The sequence below is a fragment of the Nonomuraea maheshkhaliensis genome (genome assembly GCF_039529435.1).
In the GTDB taxonomy this organism is placed as follows: domain Bacteria; phylum Actinomycetota; class Actinomycetes; order Streptosporangiales; family Streptosporangiaceae; genus Nonomuraea; species Nonomuraea maheshkhaliensis.
The window spans coordinates 19,445-41,865 of record NZ_BAAAMU010000020.1; the positions used below are offsets into that span (position 1 = coordinate 19,445).

Genomic DNA, 22,421 nt, shown 5'->3' on the forward strand with positions numbered 1-22,421 from the left:
GTCGGGCGATCAGGGAACGGGGTGCGGCCGGGCGGCCATCAGCTGGTCGATGAGAGCCAGCAGCACATCGCGCCCCTGCCTCCGCTCGCGGGCGTCGAAGAGCAGCAGCGGCACCTGCGGATCGAGGTCGAGCGCCGCCCGGATCTCCTCCGGCGTCCGGTCCCTGACATCGTGGAAACAGTTGACGCCGACGACGAACGGGATCCCCCGGGCCTCGAAGAAGTCGATGGAGGCGAAGCTGACCTCCAGCCGCCGGGTGTCGACCACCACCACCGCCCCCAGCGCGCCGTTGACGAGATCGTTCCACATGAACCAGAAACGTTCCTGGCCCGGCGTGCCGAACAGATAGAGCACGAGCCCGCGGCCGATGGAGATCCGGCCGAAGTCGAGCGCCACGGTCGTGGTGGACTTGCCGCTCAGGTCCTCCAGGTCGTCCACGCCGACGCTGGCATGGGTCAGGTACTCCTCCGTACGCAGCGGGGCGACCTCGCTCACCGCGCCGACCATGGTCGTCTTCCCGACGCCGAACCCGCCGGCGATTAGGATCTTCACCGCCAGGGGAGCGTCGTCCCCCTGGTCAGAGTTCACGTAGCCCATCCCTTACTGCCTTGAGGATCGCCATGTCGGGCCCGGTGCCCGCCCACGCGTACGCCGGCTGCCTGGCCCATAACTGACCCGAGTCGATCAGGTCACCGATGAGGATCTTGGCCACCGACACCGGGAGGTCCAGCGCGGAGGCGATCTCCGCCACCGCCAGGGGACGCGCGCACAGTGTCAGGATCGTACGATGCTCCGGCTGCAGCTTGCGCCGCCCGCGCCCCGTCTCCGCGGCGGCGTCGGGCACCGCCGACATCACCGTGATCAGCGTCAGGTCGGCCCGCTCTGACGTGGTCCGGCCGCCGGTGATCGTGTAAGGACGGACAAGGGGCTCGTCCGCGTCGTCGTCGGCGAACCCGTCCGTCCAGTGTTTCATCCGTGGCCCCTGGCTTCGCGGCCGTGCCGCGTGCGCGGGTCGGTGCCCAGCTTCTGCCCGACCTGCTGGATCAGGGTGTGCATCGCGACGCTCATGAGCTCGGCGTCCACCTCCTGGGAGGCGAGCACGGCCAGGTGCGAGCCCTGGCCCGCGGCGATGATGAACAGCCACAGATCGGCCATCTCGATGATGACCTGGTGGACCGGTCCGCCGCCGAAGAGCTGCCCGACGCCGTGAGCCAGGCTCTGCTGGCCGGTGGCGATCGCGGCCAGGCGTTCGGCGTTGGCGCGTTCGAGGCCCCGCGACCGGCTGATCACGAGGCCGTCGTCGGACAGCACGATCGCGTGCCGCGTGCCCGCGACCCGATCGACCAGGCCGTCCAGCAGCCAGTCCAGGTCTACGTTGGTGGCGGTGGTGCGCTGCATCATGATCGGTCTTTCGTCGTGGGGGAACTGGGGTCGGGTGATGCGCTCGGCCGGTCCTCGGCGGCGTCGTCACCGGCACGGCGCTTGCGGGACTGCCTCTGGAAGGCGCCGATCGTGGCGCTGGACCGGCCGGATCGATCGGCTGCGGGCTGGTCGCGGCCGGGCTGTTCGCGTACGGCCCGGCCGTTCTGGGCGCCGCCCGCCGGGGCTCTGAGCTCCGCGGCCAGGCTGGCCTGGCGGACCCGCTGGGGGAGCGGCGGGCGCCCCCCCGCCTGGCGGAGCGCGGGCTGCTTTCCCTGGTGAACACCCTGCTGCTGCCGCTCGCGCCGCGCCGCCCCTACTTCCCCGACTTCCTCACGCCGATCGAGGCGCAGATGGGGGAGGAGTCCGGCCTCCAGGCGTTCCTGGACACGCCCAGGCAGCGCCTCCGGGATGAGGTCGAGCTGCTGCGCCGCAGCTCCGGCCTGCACTCCGCCGTCATGGAGGACCTCGCCTGCGGCGACGCGCAGGCCGTCAGGCAGCTCGGGCGGGCCGCGATCGGCTACTGCCGGGCCGTGCTCACCCCTCACTGGGCCGAGGCGGACCGCGCGCTGGCCGAGGAGCGCGCCGTCATGGCACGGCACCTGGTTACGAGCGGCATCGAGCACGTGCTGGCCAACCTGGCTCCCACGGTGCGCTGGCGCCCGCCCGTCCTGGAGATAGACTATCCCGCCGGGCTCAATCGCGTGATCCACCTCCGGGGCCGGGGCCTGACGCTGATCCCGTCGTACTTCTGCCGCGGGGACCCGATCGCCCTGGTCGACCCGCGGCTGCCGCCCGTACTGGCCTATCCCGTCCCTCGCCGCAACGCCCCGGGCGCACCGGGCGGCGACCCGCTGGTGGCGCTGCTGGGCCAGACGCGCGCGGACATCCTGCGCTGCATCGCACTGGCACCGGGGTGCAGCACCAGCGAGTTGGCCCGCGACGCCGGAGTCTCCCTGTCCACCGCCAGCAAGCACGCCCATGTGCTGCGCCAGGCCGCGCTGATCGCCAGCGTCAGGCACGCCAACCTGATGCTGCACCACGCGACCGAGCTCGGCACCAGGCTCGTCAGGAGCAGCCACGCCCTGGGGGAGATCGCGCAGGCCAGGCCCGCGTGAACGCCCACTGGCTGAGTCAGGTGCGGTACACAGGTTGAATTCGTAGAGTCATAGAGCCGTGACGGTTCGCCGTTGCTGGTGTACGACCGATGTATGCGGTACGGGCAACGAGGCGGGGTACACCCCCGCGGAGCAGGAACGACGGGAACGGCTGCGGTTACAGGCGGCCGGACGGTTCGAGGACGGGAATGGCACCAGGCAGATCGCTCGTGAGCTGCGGGTCCACGAGCGGACGGTGGCCAGATGGCGCACGTCCTGGCGGGAGGGCGGCATCGAGGCGCTGCGCTCCAAGGGGCCGGTCTCACGCGAGAAGCTGACACCGGCGCAGTGGGCACGGCTGGAGACCGAGCTGAAGCGGGGCCCGCTGGCGCACGGGTTCGGCGATGACCAGCGCTGGACCCTGGGCCGGGTCAAGACGCTGATCGGCAAGCTGTTCCATATCGGCTACACCATCGAGGGCGTCGGCAAGCTGCTACGACGGCACGGCTGGTCGGTGCAGGTCCCGGCGCGGCGCGCGCTGGAACGCGACGAGCAGTGCGCCTGCTGAAAATTGCATCCGTGCAGGTTGAGCGGCATGTGAGTATTCGTGGAGGACGCCGCCGAGCCGGTCCCTTCTGCGGATGTCTAGGTCGGTGATTCGCTCTGAATCCGCGATCGGGTCCGGGGCGGGACGCAGCGGGGCGGCTTGGTTCAGGGCTTGGTGGGCTCGGTGCTGGTTGTAGAAGTGTTCGTACTCGCGCAGGGCGTGCCGCAGGTGCTGTTCGTTCCGACCGGTCCTCGCAGGCATGATCAGCGAATAACACCACGCTGCTCAACTGCAGGTCAGGGCAAGAGTCCGTCAGGGGATGAGGACCCGGGTGTGGAGCCCGTTCATCCACTCCTCGTCCAGTTCTCTCCCGGTTAGCCGCCCCACGACAACGAGTGCGGAGGTGACACAGGTGGCCATTGGCGGGCTGTAGCCATTGAGGGACAGTTCCAGCGGCTGCCTGAATTCCGATGGCATGCTTTCGTGCGGATCGCCGACCATGTCGTCGTCCGACATGTCGATAAGCGTTTCCGCCCAGTCGGAGTATTCAAGCCAGTTGGGCAGGAGATCGGGATCACTCCGCCAGGAGGAGTCTTCGGCATCGAACTGGAGGCCGCTGGTGTAGCGGTCGAGTGCGTGCGGGTCTGTGCCTTTCCGTACTCCTGGCCGTGTTCCGCTGAGCGCCGTGACATAGCGTCCGTCAACCGCAAGGAGGACATCGTGAACGCCGTTCACCGTCCAGGCGAACTCCAGAGCGCGGCGATTTCCTGCCGACAACGCCGACAGGGATCGAACGGTGTGGCCCCGACGACGATGATTAGTGTCCAGCTGGTGTTGAGCCGTCCCATCCACGCGATACCGGTATTGCCGCCAGGGTTCGGGCCTTCACCGACGTCCGCCCATGTGCACTCGACGCCCGATGCGGGGTCCGCGCCGATCCTTGACGCAACGTCGGCGAGGTTTGCATCTTCCACCCATAAGCCGTGGAATGACATGCCCATACGGTACTTGTGAGCGAGGTGCCAAAGCCTCTCCGACTCCCTCATCGGTCTCCTCCTGATATCTCATGGTGTTGCGGGGCGCCGCTCAAGCGGCGCCCCGCGCAGGTCAGCGAACGGCGACCCAGAACTTGTTGCCGTTCAGGACACGGTATCTACCGAAGAACACGCCAAGATCGCTACCCGCGATCGAGTTGTGCCGCCCCAGCACGGCCTGTACGGAGAAGTTGTTCTTTCCGTACTCAGGGTGGTCGTAAGCGCCACCTTCCTTCGTGGATGCGAACGGATATTCATCGCACTCTTCCCACTCGTCCTCCGGGGCTCCATTGCTCTCCAGGGGGCGGTCACTGAAAAATTCCTTGCACACCTTGTCCTTGGCTGTCCTGTTCTGTGAATAGCGGGACGAGCTTGAGAGGATGCGCGTGAGCGGCTCTCTTCCCGGGGTCCTTTCGCCTGCATTTCGGTTGCCTGGGATGTGCTTCGGGCCATCAGTCTTGAACGGCACGGTGGTGCTGGGCTTGGTGAACGCCGTTTGTATGTGCCTGGCCACCTGCCCGTAGTCGTAGTTCCAGGAGTTCAGGACCAGGACTCGCTTGGCCGCAGAGAAGATGCAGCCGCCCTTGTAATACTCAACGGCCCCCCCATGGGTATGTTGTCGCAGCGGACCCTGGGCGCAGTTTCTCGGAGACGCTCAGGATCCGCGTCCACCCATGCTGGGTGTCCCCATCCTGGAAGTGTTTGCCAGTCGCGACTGCCGGGGTCCTTCGGGTTGTCGTACGTGAGCCGGCCGCGCACGCCGCGATGTGGTCCTCGTGCGCGGCGATGGAGACGGTGAAGCGCTCGGCGGAACGGTGGTCCTCGGTCACGGGACGTTTTTCCCGGGAGACGGGACGGTCAGCTTCGACGGCCGGTGCCGCGCGGGCCTCGCCGTCACGGGCTGCGGTGGGCTGCGGGTCTGATGCCTCCCGGGTGCGGCCGAGGGCCAGGAGCGGTCAGTGGCGCTGGCGGAGTTCTTCGTTGATGCGCAGTGCCTCGGCGAGCTGGTCTTCCAGGATAATGATGCGGCAGGCCGCCTCCAGTTGGGTGCCGGCATCGGCGAGTTCGCGGGCACGGGCGGCCAGGCGCAGTTGGTAGCGGGAGAAGCGGCGATGGCCGCCCTCGCTGCGTAGCGGCTCGATCAGCTTGGCGACCCCGAGGCTGCGCAGGAACGCCGGGGTGACGCCGAGGATCTCGGCGGCCCGGCCCCTGCTGTAGGCGGGATAGTCCTCATCGTCGAGGCGCTGCCCGAGGCTACTGGCCGCCTCGGCTGACTGACCGGCCGGGTGAGCGCTGGTTGGGTGGGGCTGCTCCCGCCTGGAGATGGTGGTCAATGCCTGAGGTGTTCGATCCATGCAGCCTTCCCGAATGCAGACAGGGGCCCCGGCGCCTTGACGCACCGGGGCCCGAATGAGGTTTAACACCATCGACCGGCCTGCTGGCCGGTCCACTTGTTCCGCATCTGGCCGCTCGATGGGGCGGGATGCGAGGATCGCGTAAGCGTGACCGTAGACCACCGTCCTGTTCGTGGAGCTGCGGTACCCGTGCGGCATTCTGCAGCCGGCGACGGGCGATCCTGATGGCGTTCAACACTCCCTTCTGATGTATCCGTACCTCGACACCCCGACCTCTGGTGTCGGCTTCGCGCAACGGCAGCGCGTCCATCACCCGGGCCCTGTTCAACTGCGTTGGCCCCAGCAATCCGACCTTCTGCCTTCACTTCGTTCTGCACTCCTGCGTCCACGTCCGTCCGGGCAGTTCGTCGTGGTGCTCGTCCTGCGCTGCCCTCGTGGATCCGTCTCTTGCGATGTAAGGAACTGTAGCTCCCCAACGCACGAATATCTATAGTTGTGACTACAGATTTTCTTGAGCGTGTCAGGTAGGAAGTTGCTCTCCCACCACACGACCGACGCGAGAAGCGGGCCGGGCCGGGGGCGAGGTGATGGCGATGAGCGAGCACGACCAGGGTCAAGATGGAAGCAAAGATCGAGGGCTCGATCAGGGGAGATGAGCTGGTGATCGTGGTGTGGCATTCGGCGGTGTGCCCGGTGATGGACCTGCGGGGTGAACTGTGTACCACGACGGCCGCCGGCTCCAGCCGGGAGACGGACCACGTCCTGGTCGGCCGGACCGCCGCGGTGGCGGTAGATCTGTCACAGCCGGCGTTCTGCGACGTCGAAGGCGCGGGGGCGCTGATCGGCGCGGAGCGGCGGGCGCGGGAGCTCGGCGGCCGACTGGTGCTGGCCGGGGTGCAGGGTCGGTGCGCGCAGCTGCTGCACCGCGCCGGCCTGGATCGGATCTTCTGGCTGCTTCCCGACCCGCCGGTGCCCAGCGGGACAGGCCCTCCGGGCACCGTGCCGAGAGGCTCTGCGCAGTTGGTCGCCGGGTGATCCCCGGCCAGGCCGGGGATCATGACAGGCGCGGCAGGTGTCATCTTGACTGGCGGCAGGCCCTACCGGTTCCGGCGCGCGGGACGAATCTGAACTCGGCTCGATGAACCCAACGAAACCCTGCCACGGCTCCGCATGGAGCGACCCCGATGATCACCTTCATCATCTTCGGCATCGCGGCCGTCACGGCCCTGGAGATCGCGCTCTGCCTGGTGATGCTCGGCCTGGCCGCCGCCGAGTTCGCCTCGTTCCTGCCTCATCACCCGCGCGGCGCCGGCGGCGGGCTACGCCGGCTGGCCGCCGGCGCGCACATATTGTCCGGCGCCAAGAACGCCGAGCGGGGGGGCGCTAACCCAGCGCCGGGGCTGCTCCGGCTGGAAGGTCCGTCCGTCCTGGCCGGTGCCGCCTGGTAACGCGGGTGCAGGCGCTACGCGCTTAGCTGGTCCTCGACCGGCGAGCGGCCCACTGCCGCCGGGTACCGCGCCGACCTGTTGGTCTGCTCGGCCGTACAGGCAGGCCGCGCCGACCGGAACACCTGCGGGGCCCGGAACCGGAAGCATTTCCAGCCTGAATGGCGCCTCTTTGATGAGCTGCAGGACGGGGGATTGCCTGGCCGATCGGGGTGGCGCGGTGCGGGCAACAGCGCAGTTGCGCCTGGAACGTGCAGGTCAAGGCGGCAATGGCGCGCGGATGATGTCGGCGTTGGCCGGGGGCATGCGCAGCACGACGACACACGTGCTAGATTGGGCTTAGTTGCAGTTGTGGTACCCATAAAGACTTGTGTGCACCTGACGGTATGTAGCCTCGGGTGCATTTTTTGTTCTCCGGTCATTTCCGGGTGTGTGGTCCTATCGCGGCGACGCGGAATCCGTTCGATGCGGATTTCGGCTTTGCACCCAACGAAGGAGATCAACATGGCTTCTGGCACCGTGAAGTGGTTCAACGCGGAAAAGGGCTTCGGCTTCATCGAGCAGGACGGCGGCGGCGCCGACGTCTTCGCGCACTACTCCAACATCGTCGCCAACGGCGGCTACCGTGAGCTGCGCGAGGGCCAGAAGGTGGCCTTCGACATCACGCAGGGCCAGAAGGGCCCGCAGGCCGAGAACATCGTTCCCGCCTGACACCGCGCACCACGTAGCCGGAGCCCGCGCCGCAGGGCGCGGTCTCCGGCGCGTTGTTTTTGTGGCATCCATCGTGCCGTGATGACCTCACAACCCGAGAAGCACAGCGTGTCTGTTCTTCCGCCGCACACCGGATGCACCACCGATGGCTCCGGTTCGGGCACAGGCCCGCTCCAGTTCTAAGGCGCCGCATCACAGCCGCGTTCTTCCCGGCGAAAGCCGACCATTTCGAGGTACGAGCCCAGGCTGTTTCCGCCGGTTCGACTCGTCTTTCTTCGGCTCGTGTCAGCTTCTTGTGCCGCTCCTTGCGCCGAGAATCCTGACACGTGCCGCATCGAGGAAGGTTCTGCATGAACCACGCAACTCGCGCGTACGATCGCAATTCTTCACCCCGTACGGGTAGCTCGGCCCGCAGCAGGGGCGGCCGATTCGGCTCTCCGGCTCAGGGCCGTTCAGGCGCCTCCAGCCGGTCCGGCAACGGGCGGCGTCCCGCCGCGCTCCAAAGAGACTTCGCGCTGCCGGTCACCGTAACCCCGGCCCTGCCGGCAGCCGCGACATTCGCCGAGCTGAGCATGCCGCCCGCACTGCTGGAAGTGCTCACCGGCCTGGGCCTGAACGAACCGTTCCCGATCCAGGCGGCCACGCTGCCGAACTCCCTGGCCGGCCGGGACGTCCTGGGGCGGGGGCGCACCGGGTCGGGCAAGACACTCGCCTTCGGCCTGGCCCTGCTCGTCCGCACCTCCGGAAAGCGGGCGCAATCGCGGCGGCCGCTTGCCCTGATCCTCGTCCCCACCCGGGAACTGGCCCAGCAGGTCACCGATGCGCTCACGCCGTACGCCCAAGCACTGAAGCTGCGGCTGGCCACGGTCGTCGGCGGCATGCCGATCGGCCGCCAAGCCCATGCGCTGCGCAACGGTGCCGAGGTCGTCATCGCGACCCCGGGACGGCTCAGGGATCTCATCGAGCGCGGCGACTGCCGCCTGGACCAGGTCGCCATCACCGTGCTGGATGAGGCCGACCAGATGGCCGACATGGGCTTCATGCCGCAGATCACCCACCTGCTCGACCAGGTGCGCCCGGATGGCCAGCGGATGCTGTTCTCCGCCACTTTGGACCGCAACGTCGATCTGCTGGTCCGCCGCTATCTGAGCGACCCGGTGGTCCATTCGGTCGACCCCTCGGCGGGCGCGGTCACCACGATGGAGCACCACGTGCTGCACATCCAGGGTGCCGACAAGCATGCCACCACTGTGGAGATCGCTGCTCGCGACGGCCGGGTGATCATGTTCCTGGACACCAAGCACGCTGTGGACCGGCTCACCGAACAGTTGCTGAACAGCGGAGTGCACGCCGCCGCGCTGCACGGAGGCAAGTCCCAGCCCCAGCGCACCCGCACCCTCGCCCAGTTCAAGAGCGGCCACGTCACGGCGCTGGTAGCGACCAACGTCGCGGCCCGCGGCATCCACGTCGACGACCTGGACCTCGTCGTCAACGTCGACCCGCCGAACGACCACAAGGACTACCTGCACCGCGGCGGCCGCACCGCCCGCGCCGGCGAGTCCGGCAGCGTCGTCACCCTGGTGCTGCCCAATCAGCGCCGTGACATGACCCGCTTGATGGCCGACGCCGGTATCGTCCCGCAGACCAGCGAGGTCCGTTCGGGCGAGGCCGAGCTGAGTCGCATCACGGGCGCCCAGGCTCCCTCGGGCATCCCCGTGACCATCACCGCACCGGTCGTCAGCCGTCGGCCGGGACGGAACGGCAGACGATCCCGGTAGCAGCGGATGGGAGCTCGCCCAAGGCCAGGTAGTTGATGCTTTTTGGGCTGTTGGCAAGAGTGCTGAAGAGATTGGCCGGGCAGTGTGGATACCCGGCCCGATCTTGCGGATGAATCAGCTGCTGGCCCAGCGAGACAGTTGCCGGTACATGGCGTTGAGGGTGACATCGCGGAGGTGGCGGGCGATGTCCCGGGCTGGTCAAGGGTGGTTGGGGTCTTGACGGAACAGGGCCAGGACCTGCTGTCTGCGGCGCTCGGCCGGGGCGATGGATGACCGGCCGCCCTCGGGTTGCTCCTGGCAGGTGTCGGCGAACAACAGACCTGCAGCGCTGTGGCGCTGTGGGGCGCGGCCACCGGCATCGGCGGGCTGACCATGCAGGCCATCGGCGGGATGATGCTGGAGGAATTCGGCTGGCGGATGCTGCGCCTGCCCATCGGGATGACGGCCTTGGCCGTGCTCCTGCTGCTTTCGCTCCTGCCACAGTCGCGGGCCGAGCATCAGCTGCACTAGTGCCTGATCGGTATGGCGCTCATGGCGTCCGCCGTCGCCGCCATGAGTGCCGACACCGACCAGCGGGATCTTCAGCTCGTTGCCGAGGGAGCGCGGCAGGAACTCGCGGCGCGTATCGCCTCGCCCGGCCAGGACGTTGTGGAGTTCGTCGATCACCAGCATCCGTACGGTGGCCTGCCGCAGCAGCCGCAGGGCGAGTTGCTCCAGCTCGGCACGGAGACGCCGTCCGTCCAGCGCACTGCCAGAGCATAACGCAGGTGCGGCGGACACGGCGAGCAGCGTGGCGGTCAGGCACATGGTCAGGAAATGACGCATCGCGACGCCTCCGATCAGCACGAAAATGGTTGGTTGGACCCCTGGGACGGCGCGGGGGCTGCAAGACAAGGGGCGTGCGAACGGCGTTCGTGTCCTTCCGCCCGGGTACCCTCGCCAAGGGGCTTACCGTCTGCGCGCACGAGTGCCCGGAAGCCCCAACCCGTACATCGCCAGCGGCGAGAACAACTTGTTCGTCATTGTTGGGATCTGGCGCGGTGACGCGGCGGCGGCCGGCCGAGCGGTTACCGGAGTCCGTCGGGCGTCGTCCATCCTGCCCCAGGAGGACGACGCACCGACCGTGGCAGACATTGATACGAAGCAGGAGAGGGTCGGTGCCGTCGGGACGAGACGAGGGAACATGCGCCGTCAGTTCGAGTGGGCAGGTCAGCACGGTGTCACTGTGGATCCGTTACCCACTCAAGTCATGCAGCTCAGAGCTTTCCCGACGTGGCTTGGTCGACACTTGGCCGACGCATCAGTGGGCTGGCCCAAGCGGCTCCGCGCGGGTGAACGGGCCAACTGGCCGATCCACATTGGCCTGGCGACCTACCTACACCCAGTCCTATCCTTCAGGCTGCGGCCGAGTTGGTTGTGCTCGGGCACCACGAGGGTGACCGCGCCCCCGCCGAGCGGAGCTCGCGGGCCAGGGTGACAGCCTTATCGAGTTCGGGCGGTGGAGATCTTCTCGGAGAAGACGTGGGTGACACTGGGAGCCTGGAGCACGTCGAGTTGAGTGTCCAGGGACTGGCGGAGGGTGTAGGCGCGGGCGTGGTCGATGCGGACGTGCCCGGCCCGTTGGGTGCTGGTCGCGATGGGGCGGGCAGGTCGATCCATGCCGTGCCTGGCTCACGGACCGGTGGGGTGGCTACGGTGAGTGCCTTGGTGAGCGCGGGCACGAGCCCGGAAGCGGGCGGCGTGGTACTGGACGGCCACCTTGCCTTTCCGGCCCGGCAGGGCGAGTTGGTCGGGACGGCGCAGGAGACCATTGGACGGGCGCGGGCCTCCCTGCGGAAGGGGTCGTCGAACACCACCGCCAGGTCGTTGCATAGATGCGTTTCAACCGGCTCCCTGTTGCACCGACCTATGAAACGGCGTTCGCCCTGGACGCGTCCGGCTGTTGATCGCGTTTCATGTGTCCTCGCCTATGAAACAGCTCTTCGCGTGCAGAGCCGCCACGTGAAGACGTTCCAGGGGATGCGCGCGGTGCGCGCGCCCAACCCGAGAAGCCATAGCGTCTGTGCTCGCTTGGGACTGCACTCGCCCATTCAGCCGTCGCAATGCGTCGCTTAAGGGTCGAATGGGCGCATGCCGAAAAAATGGATCTCGCGAGGCATTGCGGGGCTCGTCGCTGGTGTTGTGGTCGTGGGGATGATGCGGCGGGCCGCCGTCCCTCCCACTACCTCCGTCTCCCGCAGGCACGTCCGTGGCAGCGCATCCATGCCGACACATGAAGAGGCGAAACCCGTCGCTCGGTCGGCCCACTGGCCGGTGCGGCTGGTCGGCACAGCGGCCGCGCTGGTGTCCGGCGCAGCGGGATGGGCAGCGGCATATGCGCCCATAACTGACTGGGTTCGGTGGGTGCTGATCGGCATCGCTCTGACGGCGCTGACATCGTTACTGCTGGCGTTAATGCTGGGGCCGGTGGCGCGCTGGCTCGCTGGGGAGCGCGGACCGCTTACGGATCGGGACCGCAGCAGTCTGTCGGCCAACGAGCGCCTTGAAGCAGTCAACAACGCCCGTCATACCCTTCTCCAGGCTGTGACCGGTTTGGTGGTGATCGGGGGCGTCGTGTTCACCGGCCAGGGCTTGTGGTACACCGCTCAGACCCTGAATTCCGCACGCCAAAGCCAGGCGACAACTGAACAGGGACAGATCACCGATCGTTATACGAAAGCTGTAGAGCAACTTGGCTCTGGCACGATCGACGTCCGCCTGGGTGGCATCTACGCCTTGGAACGCCTGGCCAAGGACTCCCCTCGTGATCATTCGACGATTTACGACGTGCTGGCCGCGTTCGTTCGTGAGCACGATCCGGCCACGGAAGCAGCGCAGCCGGTACAGCCCGCAAGCGATGTCCAAGCGGCGCTGACCGTACTGAGCCGCCGAGATACGACTCACGACCGGCAGGGCCGAATCAGCCTGGCCGGCGTTCGTGTGAGCGGCGCTGCCCTGGCGGGTGGCAACCTGTCCAGAGTGGATTTGTCCTTCGCCGACCTATCCAACGCTGACCTGACTGGAGCGGATCTGTCCGGGGCGGACCTTAACACGGCCTCCTTGTCGGGAACGCTCCTGACCGAAGCGAACCTGAGCGGGGCTGACTTGGCGGGGACGGACCTGACCTCCGCGGCATTGCAAGGTGCGCAGCTCACACACGCACAGTTGAGCGGTGCCCGGATGACGGAGGCGGACCTTCCCAAGGCACGGCTCACGGGCGCCGGGCTGAGCTGGACTACGCTCACCCGTGCGGATCTCACCAACGCGACGCTGACGCACGCAGACATGAGGTTCGCACAACTGCGCTCGGCAAAGTTGGCCAACGCCAAGTTAGATGGTGCAGATCTGTGTGGAGCGGCGCTGAAGGATGCTGACCTGCGGGGCGCGAACCTGACCGGGGCGAACATGCGGAACATCACCGGTCCTGCCACGGCGGCCATTCAGGCGGTGGCTACTACCGATGGCACCACTCTTTTCGGGTCCTTCGGTTCCGACCGAACCCAGCAGGGGCTCGTGAACTACTGCTACGGCGACCATCACTGATGATAAGGACACCGAGGTGGCCCCGTCTGCCACTCGCCGTCCAGCATAAGAGCGATCATTCTCACCGCACCAGCACACCTACCGCCGCACATCATCGGACGGTCTGCCCGCTGCAGCGTGCAGACCACTTTGCGCATTCGTGCAGACGACTTCGGAAACCGACGCAGACACTAATGATCTTGATCTTTGCTCTCGGCTTTCGGGACCGTTTTAGGGCCACTCAAGTCGTTTGAGCAACCGCTCGGGATCTGCAAGCCCGCCAGTGGTTGCTGGTTGGCGCATGCATCGATGCTTCGAGCCATGCAAGATGGACAGCCGCCACGTCGACCGCGCGTGAACTCGGCCGAAGAGGGCTTGATCACCGCTTGGACGGGTCTGTGGCCAAGCCGGGCGTGTCCCGCCCAGCAACCCGTCCACCGCGCCCTTCGGTTGGGTGTCGCTCGGGTCTGGCTTGATGATCCGGTCTCAGGCGTCCAACGCCCGGCGGCGCGAATCGGCTCATTTCGATTACGCCATCGGGCCCGCCGATGTGCCGAACGCGTGCCGAAGAGCATGTGACGAGCATGAACTCGGCCATCTTCGCCTCGCAAAAGAGGGCTGTTAACCGAGAAAGTGCAGGTCGGACGGGGTATGGAGTGGTAGGGCGCCCGGGGCTCGAACCCGGAACCTACGGATTAAAAGTCCGCAGCTCTGCCAATTGAGCTAACGCCCCTCGCACCAGCAAGGGTACAGAGATTACCGCCCCGTCCGCGACGCCTCCATCACCGGTAGGCCGCCAGCCCCGTCAGCGCCTCCCCGAGCACCAGAGTGTGCACTTCCTGGGTGCCTTCGTACGTCAGCACACTCTCCAGGTTGTTCATGTGCCTGATCACAGGGTACTCCAGGGTGATCCCGTTGCCACCCAAGATCGAGCGTGCCTGGCGGGCGATGTCGAGGGCGGCCCGTACGTTGGCCAGTTTGCCGAAGCTGATCTGCCGCGGCTCCAGCTTCCCGGCGTCCTTGAGTTCGCCGAGGTGCAGGGCGGTGAGGCCGGCCTGGGTCATGCCGACATACATCCAGGCGAGTTTCTCCTGCGTCAGCTGGAACGCCCCGATCGGCTTGTCGAACTGGACGCGCGTCTTCGAGTAGTCGACGGCCGCCTCCAGACAGGCGCGGGCGGCGCCTACGACGCCCCAGATGATGCCGAAACGGGCCTCGGAGAGGCAGGAGAGCGGGCCGCGCAGGCCCACGACGCCGGGGAGGGCGGCGGAGGCGGGCAGGCGTACGTCGTCGAAGTAGAGGGAGGAGGTGACGGAGGCTCTCAGGGACAGCTTCTTGTGGATCTCAGGGGCGGAGAAGCCGGGGGTGGAGGTGGGGACGACGAAGCCGCGTACGCCCTCGTCGGTCTGCGCCCAGACCACGGCGACGTCGGCGATCGAGCCGTTGGTGATCCACATCTTGGAGCCGTTCAGGATCCAGTCGGAGCCGTCCTTCTTCGCGTACGTCCGCATACCGGCCGGGTCGGAGCCGTGGTCGGGCTCGGTGAGGCCGAAGCAGCCGATGGCCTGGCCGGCGGCCATGCGGGGCAGCCACTCGTCCTTCTGCTCGTCGGAGCCGTAACGCCAGATGGGGAACATGGCCAGCGAGCCCTGGACCGACACGAAGGAGCGCAGGCCCGAGTCGCCGGCCTCCAGCTCGCGGCAGGCCACGCCGTACGACACCGCGTCCGTGCCCGCGCAGCCGTACCCTTGGAGGTGCATGCCGAGGAGCCCGAGCGAGCCGAGTTCGGGCGCCAGCTCGCGCGCGGGGAAGACGGCCTCCTCGAACCAGTCCCCGACGTGCGGCAGGACGCGGTCGGTGACGAAGGATCTGACCACGTCGCGGATGAGCCGCTGATCGGGGCCGAGGCGGTCGTCCAGGCGCAGCAGGTCGTCCATGGTGGGTCCCTCTCCCTCGTACTTAGGGGGCTACCAGGGTTGTACCAGGGGCAATCCCGATGTGCGAACACCGGCCCGGCGGGCAGTCTTGAGCCATGAGCGAATACAACGTCAAGAAGCTGCGTCGGACGCACAAGGGCCGGATCATCGCGGGTGTCTGCGCGGGCATCGGCGAGTACGTCGGGATCGATGCCAACCTGGTCCGGATCGCGCTGGCGATCGCGACCCTGTTCGGCGGCGTCGGCGTCGGCGTCTACGCGATCGGCTGGCTCCTCATGCCGGACGAGGAGCACGACACCTCGATCGTCCAGGACCTGATCAACAAGCAGCAGGCCAACCGGGCGGCCACGGACTGGAGCGGCGAGCAGAAGCCCCAGCAGTGATCAGGCCGTGGCCTGGGCACCCACCCGGGCGGTCTTGTCACGAGACTCGGTCCAGATCATGGCGAGCACGGCCGCGCTGATCACCCCGGCGATCCCCGCCAGCGCGACCACCGGCTCGGGGCCGAGTCTCTCCGCCGCGAAACCGCCCACCAGGATGCCGATCCCCTGTACGGCCATCAGTCCCGACTGCACGAGGCCGAACGCCTGCGCGCGACGTTCGGGCGGCACGGACTGAACGAAGGCCGCATTGGCCGCGAGCTGGTACGCCCCACCGATCCCGGACAGAACCCACGCCACCAGCACCACGGCCAGCGGCGGCCGGATCGCGGTGACGATCAGGGGCGCGCAGCTCAGCATGGCCATCCACCCCATGAGCCGCAGCCGTCTCGGCGGCGAGACGAACCTGCTGAACAGGAACGCGCCCACGACCGTCCCGGCCGGCATGGCCGCCATCAGCAGCCCGGTGATCACGGGCACCGGCAGGCCGCCGGTGTGCAGGGCGGCGGCGTAGGGGGCGGCGAGGCCCTCGGGCAGGATGTAGAAGCCGCAGAGCCAGGCGAACAGCACCAGCGTGCGCAGCTTGCGCGACCCGAAGACCAGCCGGGCTCCGCCCTTGGTCATCGTCCACATGGACGGCTTGGCGCCGTCGGGCTGGGCGGCGGGGCGGCGGCGTACGCCCGAGACCAGGATCAGCGCCGATCCGAGGAACGTGGCCGCGTCGAGGGCCAGCGCCCGGTACGGGCCCATTGTGGCGATGAGCGCTCCGCCGGCCGCGAAACCGAGCATCTGCACGGCCTGGTTGGTCATGTTCTGCAGGGCCGAGCCCATGACGTACGCGTCGCCTTCGAGCACCTCCGGCAGCAGCGCCGCCCGCGCGGCCGAGAAGGGGGCGCTGAGCAGCACCACAAGGAAGACGAGCGCGCACAGCGCCCAGAACGGCACGCCAGGCACCGCCATCACGCCCACCAGCACGGCTCTGAGCAGGTCGCAGATCACCATGACGCCCCGGCGCGCGAACCGGTCGGCCAGGCCGGCCAGCAGCGGCCCGCCGACGATGCTGGGCAGGTAGGTCAGCGCGTAGACGGCGGCCGTGGCCAGGGGTGAGCCCGTGCGATCGTAGACGAGCACGGCCAGCGCCACCTGCGCGAGCTGGTCGCCGAGGAGCGAGAGGCCCTGGCCGTACCAGAGCGCCCGGAACTCCCTGACGGCGATGACCTCTCGATATGTGACTTGTCGTTCTTGTCCGGCACGGCGATGCCGTCCCGGCGGCCGTCTCACCCGCATGGCCCCCATTGGACTCCGCTGTACCTGACTCAGGGTGCTCGCTATGTCACCTAAGGTGCCCGAACGGAGGGTCGGCCGCAACCCAAAGCAGCCAACCAAAAGCAAAGGGTTACCAGCCCAATTCGTGAAGCCGCGCGTCGTCGATGCCGAAGTGATGCCCGACCTCATGCACGACCGTGATGCGGACCTCGTCGATCACGTCCGCTTCGGTGGCACAAATTTGACATATCGGATTACGGTAGATCTCGATCCGGTCGGGCAGAACAGCTGAGTACCAGTCGCCGCGTTCGGTGAGGGGGACACCGGTGTACAGGCCGAGCAGGTGGGGCTCCGGCGGGTCATCGACGACGGTGACGACGACATTACTCATGGCGCGCGTGAGCTCCGGAGGAATCGTGTCCAATGCCTCGGCCACGAGTTCCTCGAACTTCTCCCGCGAAACCTCGATCACACTTGCCATTCTGCCCCGCCGGTCAGGTAAGCAAGAATCTGTATGAAGTTCGCGCACAGGGCAAAGACAGTTATTCGATCACGAGGGGCAGCGCGTGGGGCGAGGATCGCCGCCGTGCTCCTCGTGGCCGCCGTGGGTGCCTGGCTCGGCATCTTCCTCAGCGGCACCGTACGCACGCAGGTCGGTCCGGTGGAGACCGGAATGTCGCTCCGGCCGGCCTGGGGCGGCGAGACGGTCGTCGACGCCAGCCCGCTCGGCACCCTCACCTTCCGCACCCATGCCGCGCCGCTGCGGCTGCGCATCACGCTGGAGAACATCGACCAGGAACGTGCCAAATCCCTCCTGGAGGACCCGCGCCTGGCCGACCGCCTGCCCGGCGTGATCGAGAACGACCTCCTCGACGGCGTGCGCGCCCTCGTCATCCGCTCGCTGCTCTGTGCCGGGGCCGGAGCGCTGCTCGCCGTGCTGATGGTCTTCCGGCGTCCGAAAGTGGCTCTGATGGGCCTTCTGGCGGCTTCCGTGGCCCTGGCCGCCACCGGAGCCCTCGCCGCTCTCACGTTCCGCCCGAACTCGCTCGTCGAGCCGCGCTACTCGGGCCTGATCGCCGCCGCGCCCTCGCTCGTGGGCAGCGCGGAGTCGATCGTCAGCAAGTTCGAGTCGTACCGGTCGCAGCTCACCAAACTCGTCACGAACGTCTCCAAGCTCTACGACACCGTCTCGAACCTGCCCCTGTACGACGCCAACCCCAAGACCATCCGCGTCCTGCACGTCTCCGACATCCACATCAACCCCATCGCCTGGAACGTCATCCGTTCGCTCAAGGACCAGTTCGCCGTGGACCTGATCGTCGACACGGGCGACATCTCCGACCATGGCACGAAGGCGGAGAACAAGTTCGTGGACGAGATCGGCACCCTGAAGGTCCCGTACGTGTTCGTCCGTGGCAACCACGACTCGATGACGACCCAGAAGGCCGTCGAGAAGCAGAAGAACGCGATCGTCCTCGACGACCGGTCCAGGAAGGTCGCCGGCCTGACCATCTACGGCCTCGGAGACCCCCGCTTCACCCCCGACAAATCGGTCACCGTCGACTCCGACCCGAAGGCACTGGCCCGCTTCGGCCGCTCCTATGTGCCCAAGGTCGGCAAGGCGGACGTGATCGCCGTGCACGACGGGGAGATCGGCAAGGGCTTCTCGGGCGCGGCCCCCATGATCCTCGCCGGACACGCCCACGAACGCAGGACGAACATGTTCCCGACCGGCACCCGCATGCTCGTCCAGGGCTCGACCGGCGGAGCCGGCCTGCGCGCGCTCGAACACGCCCAGCCGACCCCCGTACAGGCGTCCGTGCTGTACTTCGACAAGGAGACCAGACGGCTGCAGGCATGGGACGACATCACGCTCGGCGGACTCGGGGAGCAGTCGGTCTACATCCAACGTCACGTGGAGCCCGACCCACAACGTATGATTTCCCCAGAGCCAACGACCGCCCCGTCGCCAACGGGATCGATCACTGGCACCCGGTCACCGGCCGCAGGTCCGCCACTTTGGCATCAGGGGCGATCGTCCCCTATGCTTCAGAGGTCTCCGACGGAAGGCGACAGGGAATCCTGAGCCCCCATCGTCTAGCGGCCTAGGACACCGCCCTTTCAAGGCGGCGGCACGGGTTCGAATCCCGTTGGGGGCACTGCGAGCGCCTGGCGCACCCGCAAAACGGTTGGTCTAAGGCCACCGAAGAGCTGGTAAGCTAAGCGAGCGCAAACAGCAAGACAGCAACACCAAGCAAGGTCCTGTAGAGCAGTTTGGAGTGCTCGCCACCCTGTCAAGGTGGAGGTCGCGGGTTCAAGTCCCGTCAGGACCGCTCTGGGTCAGGTAGCTCAGTTGGTACGAGCGTCCGCCTGAAAAGCGGAAGGTCGGCAGTTCGACCCTGCCCCTGACCACCAGCACTGAACAGCCAAGATGCCCCGTAGCGAAGATCGCTCCGGGGCGTTTTTGTTGTTCTGACGACAGTACGCCCGTCCAACGGTGAGCCATCTGTGAGGTCAAGGCGTGGACGAGTACGTGTGGCCGCACATCGGACCAGAGGCGGCTGAGAAGATCCAGGAGGCCTGGCCCGTCACGTGCCAGATGCTCCCGGTAGGTAAGCGCATCACCGCGACGGTCATCGGCCGGCAACCGTTCGGCATCTTCGTCAGGATGCACGGCGTCCCTGATGCTGTGGGGTTGGCGGAGGTGGTCGGGATGCCTCGCGATTTCGAGCTGCCGCAACTTGGTGCGCAGGTGGAAGGTCATGTCGCCGACCATGTCGAGCGCAACCACCAGGTGCGGATAACACTCGACGGATGGGTGCCTCCATGGAACGACAGCAGCGCCTCAAGGCTGTAAGCCTGAGGCGCTGCAGCAGAACCTCTACGTCAGTGCGTCTCCGAGCTTGCCCAGTGCCTTGCGCTTCTCATCGAGCGAGGCGTGAGCGTAGATCGTCATGGTGACCTCAATGTCCGAGTGACCGACGAGCTCCCGCACGACATGAGGCGGTATGCCCATGTCGAGCAGGAGGCTCACACAGGTGTGTCGGAGGTCGTGGAGACGGACCGGTCCGAGTCCGGCCGCCTTCCGGATCTCGCCCCAGCTCCGCCGTAGGTTGTCCGGCTCCATCGGTGTACCACGGCGCGAGGGGAAGACAAGTCCATGGTCCTCCCAATGCAGGTAACGATCGGACCGTTCGATGAACTGGCGCTTGCGGTGTTCCTTCAGAGCGTCGAGGCATACCAAAGGGAGTGGGATCGTCCGAGCCGAGTCCTCCGTCTTGGGCCGGACGAACTGGAGACGACCGTCGACGCGCTGGAGAGTCTGGATCACCTCCAAGGTGCCGGCCTCCAGATCGATGTCCCGCCAGCGAAGCCCGAGCAGCTCGCCGCGCCGTAGGCCGAGACAGACAGCCAAGACGTAGAGCGCGCCAAGGCGATGATCTCGGGAGGCCTTGATGATCGCTTTCGCCTGAGCGACGGTGAGGCCGCGATTGACCTTGTAATTGGGCGGCGAGACCTTGACGAGCTTCGCGACGTTGCGTGTGATGATCTCTTCACGGACGGCGTTCTCCAACGCATTCCGGAGGACGGCGTGGATGAATTGGACCATCCGAGGTTCGATCTTGTACGCGCAGCACTCGCCGTCCTTCTTGGCACAGCACTCGGACGGCTTCCGGAGCTTGTCCCATCCGCGCTGGCAGCACTGGCAACCCGACCGGAGCGACGTCACGAACTGACGGACCTCGGCGGCGTTCAGCTTGTCGAGGCGCTTCTTTCCCAGAGCCGGAATGAGGTAGCGACGGACGACGCCTTCGTACCCCTGCACGGTCTTAGGGCGCCGCTCGACCCTGACCACGTGTTCCAGCCAGTACGTCAGGTAGTCGGCTACCGTCCAGCTTTCGGCTGCGACAGGGATGCCTTGGTCGGCCTGCCGTTTGAGTTCGATGAACTTCGCGTGGCACTCCTCGCGGGTCTTGCCGTAGACGCTGACCCGCTTGATCGTGCCTGCCGTGGTCGGGACGAAGACCTTGGCCTCATAGCGACCGTCCTTGCGGGGGACAATCGTTCCTTCGCCGTTCGAGCGGCGGCGCGGCCTCCGCGGCTTCCGGCCCGTTGGTTCCTCCTCGGGTGTGCCGAGTTTGGTATCGGTCATTTAGGCCACCTCCGCCAGGGTCTTGATGCACTCGGCCAGGGCGTCGGCCTCGATGAGGCGACGGCGGCCGACCTTAAAGGTGCGAAGTTGGTTGGAGCGGATCAGGTTGTAGAGGGTCCACCGGCTGACGCGGAGCCGTTCGGCGGCCTCGTCGACGGTGAGCACAAGGTCATTCATGCGAGGCCTCCGATCGAGCGGGATTGATGAACGGGGTACCGGTGAGGGCGGAGGCGAGCATCTGTTCGCCGAGGGACAGGCCCTGTCCGGCGTACTGCCAGTGGGCGACGACCAGGACGGTGTCCTCCTCGAAGAGCAGCAAGCGACCGGTGGCGATATCGGTTCCCCGCATGTGTTCTTCGCGGGCGGCGCGCAGGGCGCCGAGGGTGGTGGAGTAGCGGCGGCTCTTGGTCGAGAAGTGGCCCCGGAAGCCGAGCATGTGGGCCCACTGGGTGAGCCGGAGGTCGGCCAGGTCGGGATCATCGCCCAGCCGCATGCAGGCGGCGATCAGCCGGCGGGCGTGGTCGCGGATGGGTAGTGCGTCGAGGTTGTCCAAGGGCTGAATACGCCGATCGAGGGTGCCGACGCATTCGGCGGCCTTGGTGGCGTACTTGGCGATGTAGGCGGCGACGGCCTGGTCGGTCAGGTCGCCGTCCAGGGTGATGCGTCGGACGTCGAGCTGCGTACCCCAGCGGAACGTTCGGTTGAGCGCCTTGACCTCCGTGGTGACGACAGCTGCGGCGTGTTGGACGGCGAGTGCCAAGGTGTCGGCGTCCGCCCACGCGGGTGGCGGTGAGGCAGGTCCGTCAGGCCCGTCGAGGCGGATGACGGCGTGGAAGTGGACGACGCCGCGTCGCTGGTATTCGGCGACTTTGGCGAAGGAGACCATGACTTGTTCGTGCAGCGCCTTCACGGTGAGGCCGTGGAGCCTGGCGAAGCGGCGGCGCAGCGCGAGAGTGAAACGCCGCCACAACTCCGAGCTGGTGGCGTTGAACAGGACCGAACCGTCGTAGTCGTAGCAGTCGGGGCACAGCGGTTCGCCGAGCCGGGGGTCGTCGGTGCTGTGCCGGTCGGTGCAGGACATGACGTGTCCGTGCGGACAGGTGTGTGCGTCGCGGCGGGCGTGGCAGGGCAGGACCTTGCCGTTCTTCTCCCGGCGGACGTGCACGGCCCCGAAGGAGGGTGCGGTGAGGGTGACGAACAGGCACGGGTGCGAGCTGACGGTTTCGGGCACGCCCTTGCCGCCGACGAGGCCGGCGCGGACGAGTTGGTAGGTGTCGGCGCGGTAGACCTCGGCGCAGGCGGGGCAGCGGGTGGCGCGGCGGGTCTTGCACGGGACGCGCAGGATGCCGTTGGGTTCGGTGGTGGTGCTGTAGCGGTGCAGGAGTTGCCGGTGGCCTGGTCGTAGTGTTCGACCTTGCCGCGGAGGTGGATGGGCTGGCGGCAGCCGCCGGTGTGTTTGATCTGGCTGGCCCAGCGGTCGTAGTCGGGTTGGTTGAGCCGGTGGATCATTCCGGCTACGGCGTGGCTGTGGGCAAGGTGGGGCAAGATGGGTTCCGTCCTATCCAGATGCTGGTGTGGATGGCCCCCGGCCTGGCGGACGTCTTGGCGGATGTGTGGCCAGGCGGGGGGCGCTACGGCTATGCGCCGTGGTTGTCGATGCCGGTGCCGTGGCAGTCGGCGCAGGTCTGGTCGTCGGTGATGCCGGTTCCGTTGCAGGTGCAGCAGCGGTAGCTGATCG

The 22,421-nt window shown here is 67.1% G+C and carries 26 protein-coding genes and 4 tRNA genes; 14 read left to right on the plus strand and 16 right to left on the minus strand.

Going from position 1 to position 22,421, the window contains the following annotated elements; all coding sequences use genetic code 11:
• Positions 1–9: 9 nt before the first annotated feature.
• Genes ABFX54_RS15960 through ABFX54_RS15970 form a run of 3 tightly spaced genes read right to left on the minus strand, consistent with a single transcriptional unit; the run spans position 10 to position 1,401 of the window.
• Complete coding sequence (locus tag ABFX54_RS15960) at positions 10–597, minus strand: GTP-binding protein (protein ID WP_346105521.1); 588 nt, start codon at positions 595–597, stop codon at positions 10–12.
• Entirely contained in the window at positions 578–973 is a 396-nt protein-coding gene (locus tag ABFX54_RS15965; RefSeq protein WP_346105522.1) for a DUF742 domain-containing protein, read from the minus strand. Before ABFX54_RS15965 ends, ABFX54_RS15960 begins: the two co-directional genes overlap by 20 nt.
• The gene (locus ABFX54_RS15970) at positions 970–1,401 is read right to left on the minus strand and encodes a roadblock/LC7 domain-containing protein (RefSeq protein WP_219912268.1); all 432 of its coding nucleotides are present in this window, start codon (positions 1,399–1,401) and stop codon (positions 970–972) included. The genes ABFX54_RS15965 and ABFX54_RS15970 overlap by 4 nt, the downstream gene beginning before the upstream one ends.
• 296 nt (positions 1,402–1,697) lie before the next feature.
• On the opposite strand from ABFX54_RS15970, the gene ABFX54_RS15975 reads away from it, so the two are divergent.
• Together ABFX54_RS15975 and ABFX54_RS15980 are read left to right on the plus strand one after the other, a co-directional pair.
• A complete protein-coding gene (locus tag ABFX54_RS15975; protein WP_346105524.1) occupies positions 1,698–2,537 on the plus strand; it encodes a winged helix-turn-helix domain-containing protein in 840 nt (279 codons plus the stop codon).
• Between the two features lie 58 nt (positions 2,538–2,595).
• Complete coding sequence (locus tag ABFX54_RS15980) at positions 2,596–3,084, plus strand: winged helix-turn-helix domain-containing protein (protein ID WP_346105526.1); 489 nt, start codon at positions 2,596–2,598, stop codon at positions 3,082–3,084.
• 291 nt (positions 3,085–3,375) lie between these two features.
• On the opposite strand, the gene ABFX54_RS15985 is transcribed toward ABFX54_RS15980, so the two are convergent.
• The 4 genes from ABFX54_RS15985 to ABFX54_RS16000 all read right to left on the minus strand — a co-directional run bounded on the left by ABFX54_RS15985 (position 3,376) and on the right by ABFX54_RS16000 (position 5,452).
• Entirely contained in the window at positions 3,376–3,798 is a 423-nt protein-coding gene (locus tag ABFX54_RS15985) for a hypothetical protein (protein WP_346105528.1), read from the minus strand.
• Positions 3,795–4,058, minus strand: a complete 264-nt coding sequence (locus ABFX54_RS15990; RefSeq protein WP_346105530.1) for a hypothetical protein — start codon at positions 4,056–4,058, stop codon at positions 3,795–3,797. Before ABFX54_RS15990 ends, ABFX54_RS15985 begins: the two co-directional genes overlap by 4 nt.
• A 112-nt stretch (positions 4,059–4,170) precedes the next feature.
• Positions 4,171–4,611 (minus strand): NucA/NucB deoxyribonuclease domain-containing protein, encoded by a 441-nt coding sequence (locus ABFX54_RS15995; protein WP_346105532.1) that lies wholly within the window; start codon positions 4,609–4,611, stop codon positions 4,171–4,173.
• Between the two features lie 442 nt (positions 4,612–5,053).
• Entirely contained in the window at positions 5,054–5,452 is a 399-nt protein-coding gene (locus ABFX54_RS16000; RefSeq protein ID WP_346105533.1) for a MerR family transcriptional regulator, read from the minus strand.
• A gap of 618 nt (positions 5,453–6,070) precedes the next feature.
• On the opposite strand from ABFX54_RS16000, the gene ABFX54_RS16005 reads away from it, so the two are divergent.
• The 4 genes from ABFX54_RS16005 to ABFX54_RS16020 all read left to right on the plus strand — a co-directional run bounded on the left by ABFX54_RS16005 (position 6,071) and on the right by ABFX54_RS16020 (position 9,386).
• Positions 6,071–6,487 carry an STAS domain-containing protein gene (locus tag ABFX54_RS16005; protein WP_346105535.1) on the plus strand — a complete coding sequence of 139 codons (417 nt, stop codon included), beginning with the start codon at positions 6,071–6,073 and terminating at the stop codon, positions 6,485–6,487.
• Between the two features lie 149 nt (positions 6,488–6,636).
• The gene (locus tag ABFX54_RS16010) at positions 6,637–6,900 is read left to right on the plus strand and encodes a hypothetical protein (protein WP_346105537.1); all 264 of its coding nucleotides are present in this window, start codon (positions 6,637–6,639) and stop codon (positions 6,898–6,900) included.
• A 501-nt stretch (positions 6,901–7,401) separates the two neighbouring features.
• The gene (locus ABFX54_RS16015) at positions 7,402–7,608 is read left to right on the plus strand and encodes a cold-shock protein (protein ID WP_106241661.1); all 207 of its coding nucleotides are present in this window, start codon (positions 7,402–7,404) and stop codon (positions 7,606–7,608) included.
• 350 nt (positions 7,609–7,958) lie between these two features.
• The gene (locus ABFX54_RS16020) at positions 7,959–9,386 is read left to right on the plus strand and encodes a DEAD/DEAH box helicase (protein ID WP_346105539.1); all 1,428 of its coding nucleotides are present in this window, start codon (positions 7,959–7,961) and stop codon (positions 9,384–9,386) included.
• A gap of 198 nt (positions 9,387–9,584) precedes the next feature.
• Here the strand turns inward: ABFX54_RS16020 and ABFX54_RS56940 are convergent, their stop codons facing one another.
• Together ABFX54_RS56940 and ABFX54_RS16030 are read right to left on the minus strand one after the other, a co-directional pair.
• Positions 9,585–10,232, minus strand: coding sequence for a TniB family NTP-binding protein (locus ABFX54_RS56940; protein ID WP_428834528.1), 648 nt, complete (start codon positions 10,230–10,232; stop codon positions 9,585–9,587).
• Between the two features lie 636 nt (positions 10,233–10,868).
• Positions 10,869–11,045: a recombinase family protein gene (locus ABFX54_RS16030; RefSeq protein ID WP_346105540.1), complete on the minus strand. Its 177-nt coding sequence runs from the start codon at positions 11,043–11,045 to the stop codon at positions 10,869–10,871.
• A 744-nt stretch (positions 11,046–11,789) separates the two neighbouring features.
• On the opposite strand from ABFX54_RS16030, the gene ABFX54_RS16035 reads away from it, so the two are divergent.
• Positions 11,790–12,968 carry a pentapeptide repeat-containing protein gene (locus tag ABFX54_RS16035; RefSeq protein WP_346105542.1) on the plus strand — a complete coding sequence of 393 codons (1,179 nt, stop codon included), beginning with the start codon at positions 11,790–11,792 and terminating at the stop codon, positions 12,966–12,968.
• 636 nt (positions 12,969–13,604) lie between these two features.
• Here the strand turns inward: ABFX54_RS16035 and ABFX54_RS16040 are convergent.
• Positions 13,605–13,680 (minus strand) — tRNA-Lys (locus ABFX54_RS16040).
• Between the two features lie 49 nt (positions 13,681–13,729).
• A complete protein-coding gene (locus ABFX54_RS16045) occupies positions 13,730–14,884 on the minus strand; it encodes an acyl-CoA dehydrogenase family protein (protein WP_346105544.1) in 1,155 nt (384 codons plus the stop codon).
• Between the two features lie 95 nt (positions 14,885–14,979).
• On the opposite strand from ABFX54_RS16045, the gene ABFX54_RS16050 reads away from it, so the two are divergent.
• Positions 14,980–15,267 carry a PspC domain-containing protein gene (locus ABFX54_RS16050; RefSeq protein WP_346105546.1) on the plus strand — a complete coding sequence of 96 codons (288 nt, stop codon included), beginning with the start codon at positions 14,980–14,982 and terminating at the stop codon, positions 15,265–15,267.
• Here ABFX54_RS16050 and ABFX54_RS16055 read toward each other — a convergent pair whose 3' ends face one another.
• Positions 15,268–16,551: an MFS transporter gene (locus tag ABFX54_RS16055; protein WP_346105547.1), complete on the minus strand. Its 1,284-nt coding sequence runs from the start codon at positions 16,549–16,551 to the stop codon at positions 15,268–15,270.
• Between the two features lie 109 nt (positions 16,552–16,660).
• Positions 16,661–17,011 carry a metallopeptidase family protein gene (locus ABFX54_RS16060; RefSeq protein WP_428834529.1) on the minus strand — a complete coding sequence of 117 codons (351 nt, stop codon included), beginning with the start codon at positions 17,009–17,011 and terminating at the stop codon, positions 16,661–16,663.
• A gap of 105 nt (positions 17,012–17,116) precedes the next feature.
• Between ABFX54_RS16060 and ABFX54_RS16065 the strand changes: the two genes are divergently transcribed.
• The 5 genes from ABFX54_RS16065 to ABFX54_RS16085 all read left to right on the plus strand — a co-directional run bounded on the left by ABFX54_RS16065 (position 17,117) and on the right by ABFX54_RS16085 (position 19,387).
• Positions 17,117–18,616, plus strand: coding sequence for a metallophosphoesterase family protein (locus ABFX54_RS16065; protein ID WP_346105551.1), 1,500 nt, complete (start codon positions 17,117–17,119; stop codon positions 18,614–18,616).
• Positions 18,617–18,689: transfer RNA gene (locus tag ABFX54_RS16070), tRNA-Glu, on the plus strand.
• 99 nt (positions 18,690–18,788) lie between these two features.
• Positions 18,789–18,863, plus strand: a tRNA-Asp gene (locus ABFX54_RS16075).
• 5 nt (positions 18,864–18,868) lie between these two features.
• A tRNA-Phe gene (locus ABFX54_RS16080) sits at positions 18,869–18,945 on the plus strand.
• Positions 18,946–19,051: 106 nt separating this feature from the next.
• Positions 19,052–19,387, plus strand: a complete 336-nt coding sequence (locus ABFX54_RS16085) for a hypothetical protein (RefSeq protein ID WP_346105553.1) — start codon at positions 19,052–19,054, stop codon at positions 19,385–19,387.
• Positions 19,388–19,411: 24 nt separating this feature from the next.
• On the opposite strand, the gene ABFX54_RS16090 is transcribed toward ABFX54_RS16085, so the two are convergent.
• The 3 genes from ABFX54_RS16090 to ABFX54_RS16100 are packed head-to-tail and all read right to left on the minus strand — an operon-like array spanning position 19,412 to position 22,157.
• Positions 19,412–20,683, minus strand: a complete 1,272-nt coding sequence (locus ABFX54_RS16090; protein ID WP_346105555.1) for a tyrosine-type recombinase/integrase — start codon at positions 20,681–20,683, stop codon at positions 19,412–19,414.
• Positions 20,684–20,860, minus strand: coding sequence for a helix-turn-helix domain-containing protein (locus ABFX54_RS16095; RefSeq protein WP_346105556.1), 177 nt, complete (start codon positions 20,858–20,860; stop codon positions 20,684–20,686).
• Positions 20,853–22,157: a replication initiator gene (locus ABFX54_RS16100; protein ID WP_346105687.1), complete on the minus strand. Its 1,305-nt coding sequence runs from the start codon at positions 22,155–22,157 to the stop codon at positions 20,853–20,855. The genes ABFX54_RS16095 and ABFX54_RS16100 overlap by 8 nt, the downstream gene beginning before the upstream one ends.
• Between ABFX54_RS16100 and ABFX54_RS16105 the strand changes: the two genes are divergently transcribed.
• A complete protein-coding gene (locus ABFX54_RS16105; RefSeq protein ID WP_346105558.1) occupies positions 22,088–22,414 on the plus strand; it encodes a hypothetical protein in 327 nt (108 codons plus the stop codon). The two genes, ABFX54_RS16100 and ABFX54_RS16105, sit on opposite strands and share 70 nt — an antisense overlap.
• Positions 22,415–22,421: the final 7 nt, after the last annotated feature.

What these genes read in the sequence shown, in the direction of transcription:
- ABFX54_RS15960 (WP_346105521.1), bottom strand. Translation starts at nt 597, where the DNA reads ATGGGCTACGTGAACTCTGACCAGGGGGACGACGCTCCCCTGGCGGTG.
- ABFX54_RS15965 (WP_346105522.1), bottom strand. Translation starts at nt 973, where the DNA reads ATGAAACACTGGACGGACGGGTTCGCCGACGACGACGCGGACGAGCCC.
- ABFX54_RS15970 (WP_219912268.1), bottom strand. Translation starts at nt 1,401, where the DNA reads ATGATGCAGCGCACCACCGCCACCAACGTAGACCTGGACTGGCTGCTG.
- ABFX54_RS15990 (WP_346105530.1), bottom strand. Translation starts at nt 4,058, where the DNA reads ATGTCATTCCACGGCTTATGGGTGGAAGATGCAAACCTCGCCGACGTT.
- ABFX54_RS16000 (WP_346105533.1), bottom strand. Translation starts at nt 5,452, where the DNA reads ATGGATCGAACACCTCAGGCATTGACCACCATCTCCAGGCGGGAGCAG.
- ABFX54_RS16005 (WP_346105535.1), top strand. Translation starts at nt 6,071, where the DNA reads ATGGAAGCAAAGATCGAGGGCTCGATCAGGGGAGATGAGCTGGTGATC.
- ABFX54_RS16010 (WP_346105537.1), top strand. Translation starts at nt 6,637, where the DNA reads ATGATCACCTTCATCATCTTCGGCATCGCGGCCGTCACGGCCCTGGAG.
- ABFX54_RS16015 (WP_106241661.1), top strand. Translation starts at nt 7,402, where the DNA reads ATGGCTTCTGGCACCGTGAAGTGGTTCAACGCGGAAAAGGGCTTCGGC.
- ABFX54_RS16020 (WP_346105539.1), top strand. Translation starts at nt 7,959, where the DNA reads ATGAACCACGCAACTCGCGCGTACGATCGCAATTCTTCACCCCGTACG.
- ABFX54_RS16030 (WP_346105540.1), bottom strand. Translation starts at nt 11,045, where the DNA reads ATGGATCGACCTGCCCGCCCCATCGCGACCAGCACCCAACGGGCCGGG.
- ABFX54_RS16045 (WP_346105544.1), bottom strand. Translation starts at nt 14,884, where the DNA reads ATGGACGACCTGCTGCGCCTGGACGACCGCCTCGGCCCCGATCAGCGG.
- ABFX54_RS16050 (WP_346105546.1), top strand. Translation starts at nt 14,980, where the DNA reads ATGAGCGAATACAACGTCAAGAAGCTGCGTCGGACGCACAAGGGCCGG.
- ABFX54_RS16055 (WP_346105547.1), bottom strand. Translation starts at nt 16,551, where the DNA reads ATGCGGGTGAGACGGCCGCCGGGACGGCATCGCCGTGCCGGACAAGAA.
- ABFX54_RS16060 (WP_428834529.1), bottom strand. Translation starts at nt 17,011, where the DNA reads ATGGCAAGTGTGATCGAGGTTTCGCGGGAGAAGTTCGAGGAACTCGTG.
- ABFX54_RS16090 (WP_346105555.1), bottom strand. Translation starts at nt 20,683, where the DNA reads ATGACCGATACCAAACTCGGCACACCCGAGGAGGAACCAACGGGCCGG.
- ABFX54_RS16095 (WP_346105556.1), bottom strand. Translation starts at nt 20,860, where the DNA reads ATGAATGACCTTGTGCTCACCGTCGACGAGGCCGCCGAACGGCTCCGC.